The organism is Rhizobacter sp. P2_G4 (assembly GCF_056403575.1).
This window is the reverse complement of record NZ_JBFUFG010000004.1, coordinates 213,780-229,145: the sequence shown is the minus strand read 5'-3', so window position 1 is coordinate 229,145 and position 15,366 is coordinate 213,780. Positions and strand designations below refer to the sequence as shown.

Below are 15,366 nucleotides of genomic sequence, written 5' to 3'. Positions count from 1 at the left end.
AGAAAAAAGGCAGCGATGGCTGCCCTTCAAGTGCGCGATCACCGGCGATGATGCCAGCGTCACAAGTCTTTACGGTTGCTCAGGTCGGCGTCACCACCTGCGGGTTGCGCAGGCGGATGTGCAGCTCGCGCAACTGCTTCTCGTCGACAGGGCTCGGCGCGTGCGTGAGCAGGTCTTGCGCGCGCTGCGTCTTCGGGAAGGCGATCACGTCGCGGATCGACTCGGCCTTGGTCATCAGCGTGACCAGGCGGTCCAGCCCGAAGGCCAGGCCACCGTGCGGCGGCGCGCCGTACTGCAGCGCGTCAAGCAGGAAGCCGAACTTGAGCTGCGCTTCTTCCGGCCCGATCTTCAGTGCGCTGAAGACCTTGCTCTGGACTTCAGCGCGGTGGATACGCACCGAGCCGCCGCCGAGTTCCCAGCCGTTGAGCACCATGTCGTAGGCCTTCGCAATGCACTTGCTCGGGTCGGTGTCCATGTAGTCTTCGTGGCCGTCCTTCGGCGCGGTGAACGGATGGTGCACCGCGTTCCAGCGCTGGCCTTCGTCGTCGTACTCGAACATCGGGAAGTCGACCACCCACAGCGGCGCCCACTTGTCCTCGAACAGGCCGTTCTTCTTGCCGAACTCGCTGTGGCCGACCTTGATGCGCAGGCCGCCGATCGCGTCGTTGACGACCTTGGCCTTGTCGGCCCCGAAGAAGATCAGGTCGCCGTTGCGTGCACCGGTGCGTGCGATGGTTTCGGCGATGGCCGCGTCATGCAGGTTCTTCACGATCGGCGACTGCAGGCCTTCACGGCCCTTGCCGGCGTCGTTGACCTTGATCCACGCGAGGCCCTTGGCACCGTAGATCTTGACGAACTCGGTGTAGGCGTCGATCTCGCTGCGGCTCATGTCGCCGCCGCCCGGCACACGCAGCGCGACCACGCGCCCGCCCGGCGTGGTGGCGGGGCCGGAGAAGACCTTGAAGTCCACGTCCTTCATCACGTCGGTGAGTTCGGTGAACTCGAGCTTCACGCGCAGGTCGGGCTTGTCGGAGCCGAAGCGGTGCATGGCTTCCTGGTAGGTCATCACCGGGTAGCCAGGCAGGTCGACGCCGATGGTGCTGCGGAAGACCGTGCGGATCATGCCTTCAAACATGCCGCGGATCTCTTCCTCGTTGAGGAAGCTGGTCTCGATATCGATCTGCGTGAACTCGGGCTGGCGGTCGGCGCGCAGGTCTTCGTCGCGGAAGCACTTGGTGATCTGGTAGTAGCGGTCGAAGCCGGCCACCATCAGCAACTGCTTGAAGAGCTGAGGCGACTGCGGCAGCGCGAAGAACATGCCTTCGTTGACGCGGCTGGGCACCAGGTAGTCGCGCGCACCTTCGGGCGTGCTCTTGGTGAGCATCGGCGTCTCGATGTCGATGAAGCCGTTGGCGTCGAGGAACTTGCGCACCTCCATCGCCACGCGGTAGCGCAGGATCATGTTCTTCTGCATCGCGGGGCGGCGCAGATCGAGCACGCGGTGCGTGAGGCGCGTGGTTTCCGACAGGTTCTCGTCGTCGAGCTGGAACGGCGGCGTGACGCTGGGGTTCAGCACCTCTAGCTCATGGCACAGCACTTCGATCTTGCCGCTGGTGAGGTTGCTGTTCTCGGTGCCGGTGGGGCGCGGGCGCACCTTGCCGATCACCTTGATGCAGAACTCGTTGCGCACGTCTTCGGCCACCTTGAAGGTGGCGGCACGGTCGGGGTCGCAGACGATCTGCACCAGGCCTTCACGGTCGCGCATGTCGATGAAGATCACGCCGCCATGGTCGCGGCGGCGGTGGGCCCAGCCCATCAAGGTCACGGTCTGGCCGAGCAGCTTTTCGCTGACGAGGCCGCAGTAGGTTGTTCTCATGGTTCACTCCGGAATCGGGAAGATTGTGCGGCGACGCCCGAAGGCACACCAGCACAGAATGGGTAGGCGCTGGGAGGCTGTGTTTCAAGCCATCAGGGCTGGGCGGTTGCCTGACCGCCTAGCCCGGTCAATTTCGGGTGATGGCCGGGGCATCGGGCATCAAGGGGGCCACGACGCCCATGGAGATGACGTACTTCAAGGCTTCGTCGACGCTCATCTTCAAGACGATCACGTCGGCGCGCGGCACCATGAGGAAGAAACCCGAGGTCGGGTTCGGCGTGGTGGGCACGTACAAGCTGACGTAGTCGCCCGACAGATGAATGGCCGCCTCGCCGCCGGGCTTGCCGGTGACGAAGGCAATGGTCCACGAGCCCTGGCGCGGGTACTGCACCAGCACCGCTTCGCGAAAGGCGTTGCCGCTGCTAGAGAACAGCGTGTCGGAGACCTGCTTGACCGAGCTGTAGATCGACTTGACGATGGGGATGTGCGTGAGCAGCTGGTTGCCCTGACGCAGTGCCCACTGGCCGACGATGTTGGCGGCGAACACGCCGGTGAGCAGCAGGCCCGACACCATCACGATCACGCCCAGGCCCGGGATCTGGCGCAGCATCTCGAGCGAGTCGCGCGCTGTTTCGGGCAGCACCGCCTGCGAGGCCGACACCATGGTGCCGAACACGCCGTCGAGCAGGCCCAACACCGAGTGCAGAACCCAGATCGTGATGGCCAGCGGCAACCAGACCAGCAGGCCGGCGATCAGATATTTCTTCACGAGATTCCTTGTTGGCACGCAGGCTTCACTGGCCGCCGGCCGACGAGCCGCCAGACGAAGAAGGCGGCGATGCAGCCGGGGTGCTGGCGGCGGGAGCGGGAGATGCCGCAGGCGATGCAGCGGGAGCATCGGCCTTGGGTGCGTCAGCCTTCGGGGCCGCGGCGCTGCCGGCGGCCTCTGTCTTGGCCGAGTCGCCTTGCGTCTGGGCGCCGCCGCGGAAATCGGTCACGTACCAGCCCGAGCCCTTGAGCTGGAAGCCGGCCGCCGTCACCTGCTTCTTGAATGCCGATGCGCCACAAGACGGGCAGACGGTGAGCACGGGGTCCGAGATCTTCTGCAGCACGTCTTTCGCATGGCCGCAGGCCTCACAGCGATAGGCGTAGATGGGCATGGCTAAGCCTTTGATTCAAAACGGAAAACCCGTGATTATACGTGGCGGGCCATCGATGATGGCCATGCGCGTGGCGGTCGGCGCGGCACCGCGGTCGCGTGCAGCCAGTGCACAAGACGTCAACCCACCCTCTGGAATAATCGTTGCAACGCACAACGCCACCGAACCCACAAGGAGCCGCTCGTGATCCGCCTCAATGCCCTTCGCCTCGTGTCCATCGTCAGCACCGTGCTGCTCGGGCTGTCAGCCGCCGGCCACGCCGCAGCGGCCGACGCCACGGCGCCGGAGCCCAAGGTCTTGAACATCTACAACTGGTCGGACTACATCGCCGACGACACGTTGAAGAACTTCGAGAAAGAGACGGGCATCAAGGTCAACTACGACAACTACGACAACAACGAGGTGCTGCACGCCAAGCTGGTGGCGGGCAAGACGGGCTACGACATCGTGGTGCCGGGCGCCCACTTTGCCAAGCAGCAGATCGAAGCCGGCCTCTTCCGCAAGCTCGACCGCTCGCTGCTCACCAACTGGGGCAACCTCGACCCCGCCATCCTCGAGCAGATGGCCAAGGTCGACCCGGGCAACCAGTACCTGGTCGACTGGCTGTGGGGCTACGTGACCGTCGGCGTCAACGTCAACAAGGTCAAGAAAGCACTCGGCGACACGCCGATGCCCGCGAACCCGTGGTCGCTGATCTTCGATCCGGCCTATGCAAGCAAGCTCAAGGGCTGCGGCGTCAACTTCCTCGACTCCGCCTCTGAAGTGCTGCCGGTGGCCATGGGCTACGTCGGCAAGCCGGCGTTCAGCAAGACTGCTTCCGACTACGCTGCGGCGGGCGACATGCTGAAGAAGATCCGCCCGTACGTGACGCGCTTCTCGTCGTCAGGCTACATCGACGAGCTGGCCGGCGGCGCACTGTGCGTGGTGATGGGCTATTCGGGCGACATCAACATCGCTCGCGCCCGGGCGATCCAGGCGAAGAACGGCAACGTGATCGAGGCCCTGGTGCCACCCACAGGCGCCACGCTGTTCTTCGACTCAATGGCCATCCCGGCGGATGCGGCGCACCCGAAGAACGCCCACCTGTTCATCAACTACATCCTGCGCCCGGAGGTGCACGCCTCGTTGACGAACAAGGTGTTCTATGCCAACCCGAACAAGGCTTCGCTGAAGTTCGTGACCAAGGACGTGGCCGAGAACAAGTCGATCTTCCTCAGCCCGAAAGACCTGGCCGCCATGACTGCGCCTGACAGCTTGCCGCAGGACGTGCGGCGCGTGCAGACGCGCACCTTCACCAACTTCAAGGCATCGAAGTAGTCTGAGCTTCAAGGGCGTCGCAAACGACGCCCGCCCCGGTCAGCGGATCCAGAACGCGGCCGCGGCCGTCGCCAGCCCCGACACGCAGACGAGACCGAACACGAGCGCGTAGCCCAGCAGGCGGTTGGTGCGCCGTTGCTCGAGGACCAGGGCCTGCAGCAGCGCCGGCTCCTGGCTTCGACGAGGCTGCAAGGCCTGGTACACCAGGCGGGGCAGCTCGGGAATGAGCTGCGCGTAGTGCGGCGCCTCTTTCTGCAGCCTTGCGATCAGGCCGCGCCAGCCGATCTGCTCGTTCATCCAGCGCTCGAGAAACGGCTTGGCGGTGCTCCACAAATCCAGGTCCGGGTCTAGCTGGCGGCCCAACCCTTCCACGTTGAGCAGCGTCTTCTGCAGCAGCACGAGCTGCGGCTGAATTTCGACGTTGAAACGGCGCGAAGTCTGGAACAGCCGCAGCAGGACCTGGCCGAGCGAGATGTCTTTCAGCGGCCGGTCGAAATGCGGCTCGCACACGGCGCGGATGGCGCCTTCGAGTTCGTCGACGCGCGTGGTGGGCGGCACCCAGCCCGACTCGACATGCAGCTCGGCCACACGCTTGTAGTCGCGACGGAAGAAGGCGATGAAGTTCTGCGCCAGGTATTCCTTGTCGAACTCCGTCAGCGTACCGACGATGCCGAAGTCGAGCGCGATGTAGCGCCCGAACGTGGCCGGCGCAATGCTCACCTGGATGTTGCCGGGGTGCATGTCGGCGTGAAAGAAGCCGTCGCGAAACACTTGCGTGAAGAAGATGGTGACGCCGTCGCGCGCGAGCTTGGGGATGTCGACACCCGCATCGCGCAGCCGCTGTGTCTGGCTGATGGGCACGCCGTGCATGCGCTCCATCACCAGCACAGTCTGCGTGCACAGCTCCCAGACCATCTCGGGCACCATGACGAGGTTCAGCCCCTGCATGTTGCGCCGGAGCTGGGCGGCGTTGGCGGCTTCGCGCACGAGGTCGAGCTCGTCGTGCAGATAGTTGTCGAACTCGGCCACCACCTCGCGCGGCTTCAGGCGCTTGCCGTCGACCGACAAGCGCTCGACCCAGCGCGCCATGGTGCGCAGCAGCGAGAGGTCGTCGTCGATCACCGACAGCATGCCGGGGCGCAGCACCTTCACGGCGACCTCGCGCCCGTCCTTCAGCATCGCGAAGTGCACCTGCGCGATCGAGGCGCTGGCCACCGGCTCGGCGTCGAAGCTCGCGAACACCTCTTCGATCGGACGCTTGTAGGCGCGCTCGACCAGAGCCCGCGCCACCGCGGCCGGAAACGGCGGCACGCGGTCTTGCAGGCGGGCGAGTTCATCGGCCACCTCGGGCGGCAGCAGGTCGCGCCGAGTGGACAGCACCTGGCCGAACTTGACGAAGATCGGCCCCAGGCGTTCCAGCGCTTCACGCAGGCGATAACCGGGCAAGGCATCGAGGTTGCGCCCCAGCGTCATCACTCGCACCAGCGCGCGCACCCAGCGCTGCCGAAAGCCCGACAGCGCGAGCTCATCCAGGCCGAAGCGCAGGACGGTGAAGACGATGAAGATCAGCCGGGCGAGGTGCCTCATTTCGGGCCGCGCGTCATCAGCCCTTGCAGCGTGCGCACGGCCTCGCGCAGTCCGGTGGAAATGACGGACGCCGCACGCGCGAGTTCGTGCGCAGGCGCCTGGCCGATGATGCGGGCGACGTCGTCCTCGATGTCCCAGCGCAGGTTGTCGATCAGCCAGCTCACGTCCGTCGCGAGCGCCGAGTCGCCTTCGATGCCGATGCTGGGGCGCTCGCCCGCCATCCATTGCCCCATCAGCTTCAGCGGGTTGGATGCGTCGATCGTCACCCGCAGGTCGGGCTGGGCCGGCGGCTGCTCGCCGCACCACTCCAGCAGGCCAGCCGGCGTGACAGCAAACGCCACCAGCGGCGGTGCCGGCAGCAGTGACGGCCAGCCCGTCCATTGCAGTTGAATGCTGCGGCCGCTGTGGGGGCGCAGTCTTTCGGTGGCCACCGGCTCGGCAGCGATCACATGGTTGAGCAGCAGGGTGATGCGCTCCATGGCAGCATGGCCGACTGCGGCGCTGAGGCCGGGATTGAGTGGGTTTGGCATCGCAGAATTGTAGGCGGCACGCCCCTCGATACAGGGATGGGGCGGCCGCATCGCGCACCCTATCATTCCCGCCATTCGACATCGGCCTTCGCTGCCCAAATACATGCCCTGCATCCTGCTGACCGGCGCCACCGGCTACATCGCTTCCCACACCTGGCTCTCACTGCAAAACGCTGGCTTCGACGTGGTCGGCGTCGACAACTTCGCCAACAGCTCTCCACTCGTGCTGCCCCGCCTGGAACGGCTGGGCGGCCGCGCGCCGGTCTTCGTGGAAGCCGACGTGTGCGACAAGCAGGCGATGGAGAAGGTGTTCGACACCCACCGCATAGACGCCGTCGTGCACTTCGCCGCGCACAAGGCCGTCGGCGAGTCGACTCAGAAGCCGCTGGAGTACTACCGCAACAACCTGGGCGGCCTGGTCAATGTGGCCCAGGTGATGGAATCGCGTGGCGTGCAGCGACTGGTCTTCAGTTCATCGGCCACCGTGTACGGCCAACCCGAGACCTTGCCCATCACCGAGAACTCGGCCCTCTCGGCCACCAGCCCCTACGGCACCACCAAGCTCATGGGCGAAGAGATGCTGCGCGAACTGGAGCGCTGCACACCGGCCTGGGCAGTGGCCTGCTTGCGCTACTTCAACCCAGTGGGCGCGCACGAAAGCGGAGACATCGGCGAAGACCCGCGCGGCACACCCAACAACCTGATGCCCTACGTCGCCCAGGTGGCGGTGGGCAAGCGCCCGTTCCTGCAGGTCTTCGGCGGCGACTACGCCACGCCGGACGGCACCGGCGTTCGCGACTACATCCACGTGATGGACTTGGCCGATGGCCACGTGGCAGCGCTGCGCTACCTGCTGCAGCAAGGCAAATCGCTCACCGTCAACCTCGGCACCGGCCGAGGCTACAGCGTGCTGGAGGTGATAAAGGCGTTCGAGCAGGCGAGCGGGCGGGCTGTGCCGCACCAGATCGTCAGTCGTCGTCCTGGCGATGTGGCGGCCTGCTACGCCGACCCATCGCTGGCCCGCGAGCTGCTGGGCTGGTCTGCTACGCGAGGTCTGGAGCAGATGTGCGCCGACACCTGGCGCTGGCAAAGCCGCAACCCGCAGGGCTACGTCTGACCTGAGCACCGGGCGGCGCGCTTGCCGTCCCGCGTTCAAAGCGACCGCGTGCTTGGGCGAATCACGCCCCCTAAGACGTAGCATCCCCCCACACTTGCGGGTCTGAAGCCGCTGTCTTCTTGAGTGAAAATCCATGCGTTGCATGAGCCAGTAGACGCGATCTCAGGCAGCAGTCGAGCAGTTCAGTGCAGTACCAAGGCGATGAAGTTCTGGCACGCTTGGTGCACGAACATCGCCAGACAGCAGTCGGCCATTCATGAAGGGCGGCGCCACTTGGATCAACCCCTAGCGATGTTTGAGGACCGCCCGTACAAGCGAACGTTCTACAGCGCACCGCAGTCGGTGACCTCGCTGATGGCAGCGTTCCTCGAGCCGGCCCTCACGGTCGTTACCTTCCTTTGCGCCAACCTGTTTGCTGGTGCGACGGTGGGGCGGGCCGAGCTGGTGCTGTGCCTGCTGATCTTCGCCATCACATTCCCTGGGCGCAATCGCTTCCGCCAGAAGCCGCTGGTAGCCGCCGTCGACATCGCCTCGTCGTGGATGGTGCTCATGGTCGTGCTGGTGCTCTGCGGCTACGTTACCCGCAGCATTGGTTACTTCGACGAAGACGCCCTCTTCGCCTGGGTGATCGCCACCCCCATCGTCCAATGGCTCGCGGTGTGGGGCGGACGGCGCATCGTGCAGCATCAGGCCGCCCAACCCCACCTGCGCCGTCATGCCATCGTCGTGGGCGCCGGCCCACTGGGTGTGAAGGTGGCCCGCACGCTGGGCGTAGGCGACACCGGTATCGATTTCGTCGGCTACTTCGATGACCGCGCCGACGCGCGTGTCGATGGCCTGGCGATGGACCAGGTGCTCGGCGGGCTGAAAGATGTGGCCTCCTACATCCGCACGCACTCCATCCCCGAGGTCTACATCACGCTGCCGCTGGGCTCGCAGCCGCGCATCGTCGAGCTGCTCGAGCAGATCCAGGACACCACTGCGTCGCTGTTCTTCGTGCCCGATGTCTTCGGCATCAGCATCATCCAGGGCCGCCTGCAAGACATGAACGGCCTGCCCGTTGTCGGTATCTGTGAGACGCCCTTCACCGGCACCAACGAGCTGATCAAGCGGGTGAGCGACGTCGTGCTGTCATCCATCATCCTGGTGCTGATCTCGCCGATCCTGCTGGGCCTGGCCATCGGCGTGAAGCTCAGTTCGCCGGGCCCGGTGATCTTCAGGCAGCGCCGTACCGGCCTGGACGGCGAAGACATCACCGTCTACAAGTTCCGCTCGATGACCACGCAAGACAACGGCACGGTCGTGCGGCAAGCCACCAAGAACGACGTTCGGGTGACGCGCTTCGGCGCCTTCATCCGCCGCACGTCGCTCGACGAACTGCCACAGTTCTTCAACGTGCTGCAGGGCCGCATGAGCATCGTCGGGCCACGGCCGCACGCCATCGCGCACAACGAGGAGTATCGGCGCATCGTCAAGGCCTACATGGTGCGCCACAAGGTCAAGCCGGGCATCACCGGCTGGGCCCAGGTGAACGGCCAGCGCGGCGAGACCGATACGGTCGAGAAGATGCAGGCACGCGTGGAGTTCGACCTCGAATACCTGCGCAACTGGTCGCTCGGGCTCGACTTGCAGATCATCGTGAGTACCATCCGCCTGGTATTTTTCGACCGCAACGCTTATTGATCGGCCGCCAAGGCCAGCATCCGACTGCGCCCCTGCACGGGCGTCCCCATGGCCTCTTGCCTTCGTTTTTCATGAGAGCACAGCATGTCTGATCACGTTTGGGTATCTAGGCTCACCCCATCTCGGCTCGCCACATCCCGCGTGCTGGTTGCGTCACTTGCACTGGGCAGCACTGCCTGGGCATTCGCCGAGGAGGAACGCACGCCGTACTACATCGGCCTGACGCAGTCGTTCACACACGACTCCAACGTCTTCCGCACGGCCAACAACCCGATTGCCGACACGACCTCGGGTACCGGCATCGTGGCCGGAATCGATCAGCAGATCAGCCGCCAACGCCTGTATGCCGACGGCACGGTGCAGGTCAATCGCCACAGGAACGTGGATCAACTCGACAACACGAGCTACTCACTGAACGCGGGCCTGGACTGGTCGACGGTCGAATTCCTGTCGGGCACGCTGCGCTACACGACCGCACGCAATCAGGCCAACTTCGGCTTGGTCGGCATGCCCGCAGCCACCGGCAACAACCTCGAGACGACCCAGCAGTTTCTTGCATCGGCGCGCTACGGTCTCACGTCCGACCTCGCCTTCGACGTCAGCGCCGAACACCGCAGCCTGAAATATTCGGACGAGGCGTCGGCCAATCGCAACTACACGCAGAACATCGGCGGTGCCGGCCTGCGCTGGGGCAAGCCGGGCATCTTGACCTTCGGCGTGGGCGGGCGGCTGACCAAGGGCACGACACCCGACTACCAGCCCACCGATCCGAAAGAAGACAAGCTGACCCGCAAGGACCTGGACTTCACTGCCGAATGGGTGCCCACAGGCTTCAGCACCCTGCGTGCGCGCATCAGCGTCACGCGCGAAACGCACACGATTGCCACGGCTTCGGATGTCGACGGGCAGACCGGTTCGCTGGAATGGGCCTACAAGCCGACCGCCAAGTTGAGCTTCAACACCACGCTGAGCCGAGACACAGGCACAGAAACGACCTTCTCCATCCCCTCAGCCGAAGGTGAAGCCGTCAAGCGTGTGGACGACAACCGCATCACCAACACCGCCCGGCTCGGGATCAAGTACGAGGTCACGAGCAAGATCATGACCGGCGTGAATGCCCGCTACAGCAAGGGCTCCGGCGGCAGTACGACGGGTGACGACAAGGTCAACACCTACGGGTTGATGGCCAGCTACGAAGCAACTCGCAATTTCAACCTCGGTTGCAACTACTCACATGAGTCGCGCAGCACCAACGGATTCGGCCTCGAGTCGTACAGCGTGAACCTCGTGGGCTGCACGGCCCAGCTTTTGCTGAAGTAACCTCGCTGCCCCGGCAGCGGCGCCTCGCCAAACTATTCTGACTCATCCAAAGCTCATCACGACATGACCCACATCGCGGTTCAACCCGTCATCATGGCCGGCGGCAGCGGCACCCGCCTCTGGCCCCTTTCCCGTGCTCAGTACCCCAAGCAGTTCCTGATCCTGCAAGGCAACCAGAGCCTTTTCCAGCAGGCGGCTGCGCGCCTCTCGGCACTGGAAACAGACGGCATCAAAGTGGCGGCGCCCAGCGTGGTGGGCAACGAAGAGCACCGCTTTCTCGTACTCGACCAGTTGCGGGAACTCAGCAAGGTCGCTCCCACGGTGCTGCTCGAGCCGACAGGCCGCAACACGGCACCGGCGATGACGCTGGCCGCGCTACACGCAAGCGCTGAAGGCGCCGACCCGGTGCTCGTCGTCACGCCGGCCGACCAGACGGTGACCGACGAGGCTGCCTTCACGAGCGCGCTGCAACAGGCGGTCAAGGTCGCGGCAAATGGAGCCATCGTGATCCTGGGCATCACGCCCGACCGACCAGAAACCGGCTTCGGCTATATCCGGGCGGGCGCTGCGCCCGTCGGCTCGGAGCGGGCATCGAAGGTCGCGCAATTCGTCGAGAAGCCTGACGCGGCCACTGCCGCGCGTTACCTGGCCGAAGGTAACTATTACTGGAACAGCGGCATTTTCGTCTTGCGGGCATCGGTGTGGCTCAAGGCGCTGCAGCAGTTTCGCCCGGACATCGCCGACGCCACCCAGTTGGCCTGGGCCGCCAACACCGTCGACGCCAGCTTCGTCCGGCCGGGCAAGGCGGAGTTCTCGGCCATTCCGAGCGAGTCGGTCGACTACGCCGTGATGGAGAAGTGCCCTGCCTCGACCGAGTTCGACATCCGCATGGTGCCGCTGGACGCCGGTTGGTCCGATCTCGGCGCCTGGGATGCCGTCTGGCAAGTCAGCCACAAGGATGGCGACGGCAATGCCAGCGTCGGTGACACCCTGGTCCGCGACAGCCACGACACGCTGGTGCATGCAACGAGCCGGCTCGTCGGCATCGTCGGCCTGAGCAACGTCGTGGTGATCGAGACACCCGATGCCGTGCTGGTGGCCGACCGCAGCCGCAGCCAGGAGGTGAAGCACATCGTCGGTCAGCTGCAAAGCTCGGGGCGCACCGAGCACACACTGCACCGCCAGGTGCACCGCCCCTGGGGCTGGTACGACAGCATCGATGCCGGCCCGCGCTTCCAGGTCAAGCGCATCCTCGTCAAGCCGGGCGCGAGCCTGAGCCTCCAGATGCACCACCACCGCGCCGAACACTGGATCGTGGTGAGTGGCACAGCCGAAGTGACCAACGGCGAGCAGGTCATCCTGCTCAGCGAAAACCAGAGCACCTACATTCCGCTCGGGCAGGTCCATCGGTTGGCCAACCCAGGCAAGGTGCCGCTCGAAATCATCGAGGTCCAGTCGGGCAGCTACCTCGGCGAAGACGACATCGTGCGTTTTCAGGACACCTACGGCCGAGCAAAGTAGCTGGGTCGGCAGCGCGTGATTGGCCGAGATAGCAACCCATGGTTGCATCGGCCAAGACCGGGCAACGGATATGGATGCGGTGCGCCGTAGCGCGCCCCATCACTTGTATTCGATGAGCTTGGCCTGTCGGCCCCGCCAGCGGTTGGCGATGAACTTCAACTGTCCCAGCACCTGTGGGAACTTACTCAACACCAGGAACCCAGCACGCAGCAGGCTGCGCGTGAAGTTCGCTCGCTCTTGCATGGCCAAGCGGAGCACCTGCAGCGGGTAGACCACCAGGCCCAGCAGCGCCCAGGGCCCGAAGAGCACACAGCCGGCCAACACGAGCAGCGGCAGGCCGAGTCCCCAGGCCCAGCCGCTGCGTGCCTCGCGCACCCAGTGCCGCTCGGGAGGCGCGCCATGCAGATGCGCTCCTTCCGCATAAGCGAAGCCGGTTCGGGTGGTGCGCTTCCACCATTGGCTGAAGCGCGTCATGTTGGCGTCGTGCGCCGTCATGTGGGTCGGCAAGCGCCAGATCTTCCAGCCTTCCGCACGCAGACGCACGCACAGCTCGGGTTCTTCGCCGGCGATCAGGTCGTCGCGGTAGCCACCGGAGCGCTCCAGTGCATCGACACGAATCATCACGTCACCGCCGAACGACCTCACCTGGCCGGGCGGCGAATACCAGTCCATGTCGCACAGCCAGTTGTAGACCGACCGGTCAGGGAACTGCTCACGCCGCAAGCCGGTGACGGCGACCACGTCGGTGCGTTCGTCGAGGAATGCAATTGCCTCGCGCAACCACCCTGACATCACTTCGCAGTCACCGTCCACGAACTGCACGTACTTGGCCTGCGGTGCTGCCTGGCGCACGTAGCGAAAGCCAGCGTTTCTCGCGCGGGCCGCCGTGAAGGGCAGGCTCATGTCGAGGTTGACGATGGCAGCGCCACGCTGACGCGCCGCATTGACGGAATTATCGGTCGAGCCCGAATCCACGTACACCACGACGCTCGCATGCGGCATGACGGACTCGACGCAACGGTGCAGGCGCTCGCCCTCGTTGCGGCCGATGGCGATGACCGCAAGCTGGCTCGGGTCACTGACATTCGGTTCCATGGTCACTTTGAGTTTCTCTTCGGCACGTGGATGCAGCTTGGATCGGGATGGGTAGAAGTTCTGAGGACTTGCTTCATCGGGTGGATCGCCGCCCCATCGACGTGCGAGCAAGCAAGCGCAACATCGCCAGCGAATGCTTGAAGCGAAAAACGATCCCGGCCAGGTCGAGGCGTTTGATCAAGCCCTTGAGCGCGAGGATCACGTCGGCCAACATCGCCAGCGCAACCGCGCCAAGAACGCCCATCACGCCGCGGTGCTTGCGGAAGTAGATCAACTCGCTTTCGATCTGCAAGGACGCAATCTGTCGGCCCGATGAGGTGATGGCACCCTCGGACTTGGCGCTCTCACCGCCGATGTGGACCACCGAGGTGTCAGGGTAGTAGAGCACCTTCCAGCCTGCCCGCTTGGTGGCGCGGCAGTGATCGACCTCTTCGAAATAGAGAAAGTAGCGCGGGTCGAAGAGGCCGACCTGGTCAATCACCTCGCGGCGCATCAGGTAGTAGCAACCAGGCACCCAATCGCACTCTCGGAGGCTACGGTGGTCCCAGTCCATGTCGTCGATCATCCGCACCGACGGGAAGAAGCGACCCAGCCCGGTGCTCACGAGGAACATGTTCCATGGGGTTGGGAAGTAGCGGCACGAGGGCTGCAGGACGCCGTCTCGGCCGATCAGGCGCACGCCCAGGATGCCGCAATCCGGGTGGGTCTCCATGCAGGCGATGGTTCGCTGCAAGGTGTCGGGCGACACGAAAGCATCCGTATTCAACAAAAGCACGTAGCGCCCGCGAATCAACGGCAGCGCCTGATTGTTGGCCCGGCCGAAACCGACGTTGGTGCTATTGGCGATCAGCTCCACGTCGGGGAAGCGAGTGCGAAGCACTTCGACCGACCCGTCCTTCGAGGCGTTGTCGATCACGATGGTCTGGACGGCCATGCCCTGCGCCGCAACTCGAAGCGCAGCAAACATCTCGTCGAGCAGATGCGCGGTGTTGTAGTTGACGATGACGACCGTCACGACCTCTTCATTCATCGCGAAATTGCTCACGGTTCACGGGTATCCCAGGACCAACCTTTTGCCGCCAATCATGTAAGGGCGGGCCACATTGTCGATGAGGCGGCAGCAAGCGAGCCCCCTCACTTGGGCGAATTTGCAATTCATCACCACGGCAGCGCTTCGAACCGTCCTGACGTCAGCACGATTCAGGCCTGCCTCGTCATCCACCAACCCAGCGACTACCGCGACGGCCGACGTCAGTGCGCTGAATCCCTGCGAAACACGAAGCGCGTGGCGTGGGCCACATGTGCTGCGGAGTTCCAGAGCCCGGCCTTGAGCTTGTCTCGGCGTCGATTGGCACCAACCGGCCGCAGCGCCAGGCCCAGGCGCCGCATCGGAGCACGCAGGCGCTGATTCAGCATCAGCGCCTTCATCTGCGTCACCGTTTCCGCCGTGTTGAAGATGATGGACATCGAGATCGAGACTTCATCGGCCCCGTTGCGCACCAGATGACCGGCCATGAAGGGAATGTGCAGCGCATCGCCCGGCTTGAAGTGGAAGCGTGACGCCAGCGGTTCGGCCGACTCGTGCCATTCGGGTCGATGGCCGGTGTGGCACATGTAGTCTTCGCAATCAGCGGCAGTGACCACGCGCTCATCCCACTGAGGAAAGACGCACACCTGCTTGCTGCCGTTGAATTGCATCAGGATGGTCGAATAGCGGTCGATGTGAAACGGTGTCAGGCTGTTGGGCGATGCAATGAACAGGTACAGCATCGCGTCAACCGCCTTCGTGCCGACGCCGCCGCGGGCGCGCATCAGCTCTTCCACGTCAGCCTTCAGGTCACGAAACAGGGGGTCAAATGACGCATCGCCTTCAGGCGAGCGGACCATGATGTACGAATTGGAGGTTCGAATGGTCTCGATGGTCTGCCGCAGCGAGAGGCCGTTGCTGTGTTCAACATGGGCGGTGTCGAAGTTGTCACTCTCCTTGAGCAGTCCCTTCGAGTAAAAAACTTGCTGCTGAGGCAGTGACGGAAGCACACGCTCCAGGTTGTCGAGCGTCAATGCAGGGTGCCCGACGAGCCCGTGCTTGAAGGTGAATGCCACGCGGTCGAGCTGATCGTGGGGGAGCGTCCCGATAAAGCACTTCATGGCCTGTCTCCG

At 64.4% G+C, this 15,366-nt stretch carries 13 protein-coding genes; 5 read left to right on the top strand and 8 right to left on the bottom strand.

Annotated features, from left to right (window positions below):
• Nucleotides 1–79: 79 nt before the first annotated feature.
• From aspS to AC1DYS_RS17045, 3 genes are all read right to left on the bottom strand, one after another.
• Nucleotides 80–1,876 carry an aspartate--tRNA ligase gene (gene aspS, locus AC1DYS_RS17055; protein WP_477901210.1) on the bottom strand — a complete coding sequence of 599 codons (1,797 nt, stop codon included), beginning with the start codon at nucleotides 1,874–1,876 and terminating at the stop codon, nucleotides 80–82.
• Between the two features lie 127 nt (nucleotides 1,877–2,003).
• Nucleotides 2,004–2,645, bottom strand: coding sequence for a DUF502 domain-containing protein (locus AC1DYS_RS17050; RefSeq protein WP_477901208.1), 642 nt, complete (start codon nucleotides 2,643–2,645; stop codon nucleotides 2,004–2,006).
• Between the two features lie 25 nt (nucleotides 2,646–2,670).
• The gene (locus tag AC1DYS_RS17045) at nucleotides 2,671–3,036 is read right to left on the bottom strand and encodes an FmdB family zinc ribbon protein (protein WP_477901206.1); all 366 of its coding nucleotides are present in this window, start codon (nucleotides 3,034–3,036) and stop codon (nucleotides 2,671–2,673) included.
• Between the two features lie 240 nt (nucleotides 3,037–3,276).
• On the opposite strand from AC1DYS_RS17045, the gene AC1DYS_RS17040 reads away from it, so the two are divergent.
• Nucleotides 3,277–4,353, top strand: a complete 1,077-nt coding sequence (locus tag AC1DYS_RS17040) for a polyamine ABC transporter substrate-binding protein (protein WP_477901916.1) — start codon at nucleotides 3,277–3,279, stop codon at nucleotides 4,351–4,353.
• Nucleotides 4,354–4,392: 39 nt separating this feature from the next.
• Here the strand turns inward: AC1DYS_RS17040 and ubiB are convergent, their stop codons facing one another.
• Together ubiB and AC1DYS_RS17030 are read right to left on the bottom strand one after the other, a co-directional pair.
• Nucleotides 4,393–5,940: a ubiquinone biosynthesis regulatory protein kinase UbiB gene (ubiB, locus tag AC1DYS_RS17035; RefSeq protein ID WP_477901204.1), complete on the bottom strand. Its 1,548-nt coding sequence runs from the start codon at nucleotides 5,938–5,940 to the stop codon at nucleotides 4,393–4,395.
• On the bottom strand, nucleotides 5,937–6,470 hold the full coding sequence (locus tag AC1DYS_RS17030; RefSeq protein ID WP_477901202.1) for a hypothetical protein: 534 nt from the start codon (nucleotides 6,468–6,470) through the stop codon (nucleotides 5,937–5,939). Before AC1DYS_RS17030 ends, ubiB begins: the two co-directional genes overlap by 4 nt.
• A gap of 103 nt (nucleotides 6,471–6,573) precedes the next feature.
• On the opposite strand from AC1DYS_RS17030, the gene galE reads away from it, so the two are divergent.
• The 4 genes from galE (at nucleotide 6,574) to AC1DYS_RS17010 (ending at nucleotide 12,111) form a co-directional block, all read left to right on the top strand.
• Nucleotides 6,574–7,587: a UDP-glucose 4-epimerase GalE gene (gene galE / locus AC1DYS_RS17025; protein ID WP_477901200.1), complete on the top strand. Its 1,014-nt coding sequence runs from the start codon at nucleotides 6,574–6,576 to the stop codon at nucleotides 7,585–7,587.
• A 291-nt stretch (nucleotides 7,588–7,878) separates the two neighbouring features.
• The gene (locus tag AC1DYS_RS17020) at nucleotides 7,879–9,270 is read left to right on the top strand and encodes an undecaprenyl-phosphate glucose phosphotransferase (protein ID WP_477901198.1); all 1,392 of its coding nucleotides are present in this window, start codon (nucleotides 7,879–7,881) and stop codon (nucleotides 9,268–9,270) included.
• A gap of 141 nt (nucleotides 9,271–9,411) precedes the next feature.
• Complete coding sequence (locus tag AC1DYS_RS17015; protein WP_477901196.1) at nucleotides 9,412–10,590, top strand: outer membrane beta-barrel protein; 1,179 nt, start codon at nucleotides 9,412–9,414, stop codon at nucleotides 10,588–10,590.
• Between the two features lie 63 nt (nucleotides 10,591–10,653).
• Nucleotides 10,654–12,111: a mannose-1-phosphate guanylyltransferase/mannose-6-phosphate isomerase gene (locus AC1DYS_RS17010; protein ID WP_477901194.1), complete on the top strand. Its 1,458-nt coding sequence runs from the start codon at nucleotides 10,654–10,656 to the stop codon at nucleotides 12,109–12,111.
• 99 nt (nucleotides 12,112–12,210) lie between these two features.
• Here AC1DYS_RS17010 and AC1DYS_RS17005 read toward each other — a convergent pair whose 3' ends face one another.
• From AC1DYS_RS17005 to AC1DYS_RS16995, 3 genes are all read right to left on the bottom strand, one after another.
• Nucleotides 12,211–13,206, bottom strand: coding sequence for a glycosyltransferase family 2 protein (locus AC1DYS_RS17005; protein ID WP_477901192.1), 996 nt, complete (start codon nucleotides 13,204–13,206; stop codon nucleotides 12,211–12,213).
• A 73-nt stretch (nucleotides 13,207–13,279) separates the two neighbouring features.
• A complete protein-coding gene (locus AC1DYS_RS17000) occupies nucleotides 13,280–14,251 on the bottom strand; it encodes a glycosyltransferase family 2 protein (protein WP_477901190.1) in 972 nt (323 codons plus the stop codon).
• Nucleotides 14,252–14,457: 206 nt separating this feature from the next.
• A complete protein-coding gene (locus AC1DYS_RS16995) occupies nucleotides 14,458–15,354 on the bottom strand; it encodes a cupin-like domain-containing protein (RefSeq protein ID WP_477901188.1) in 897 nt (298 codons plus the stop codon).
• Between the last annotated feature and the right edge of the window lie 12 nt (nucleotides 15,355–15,366).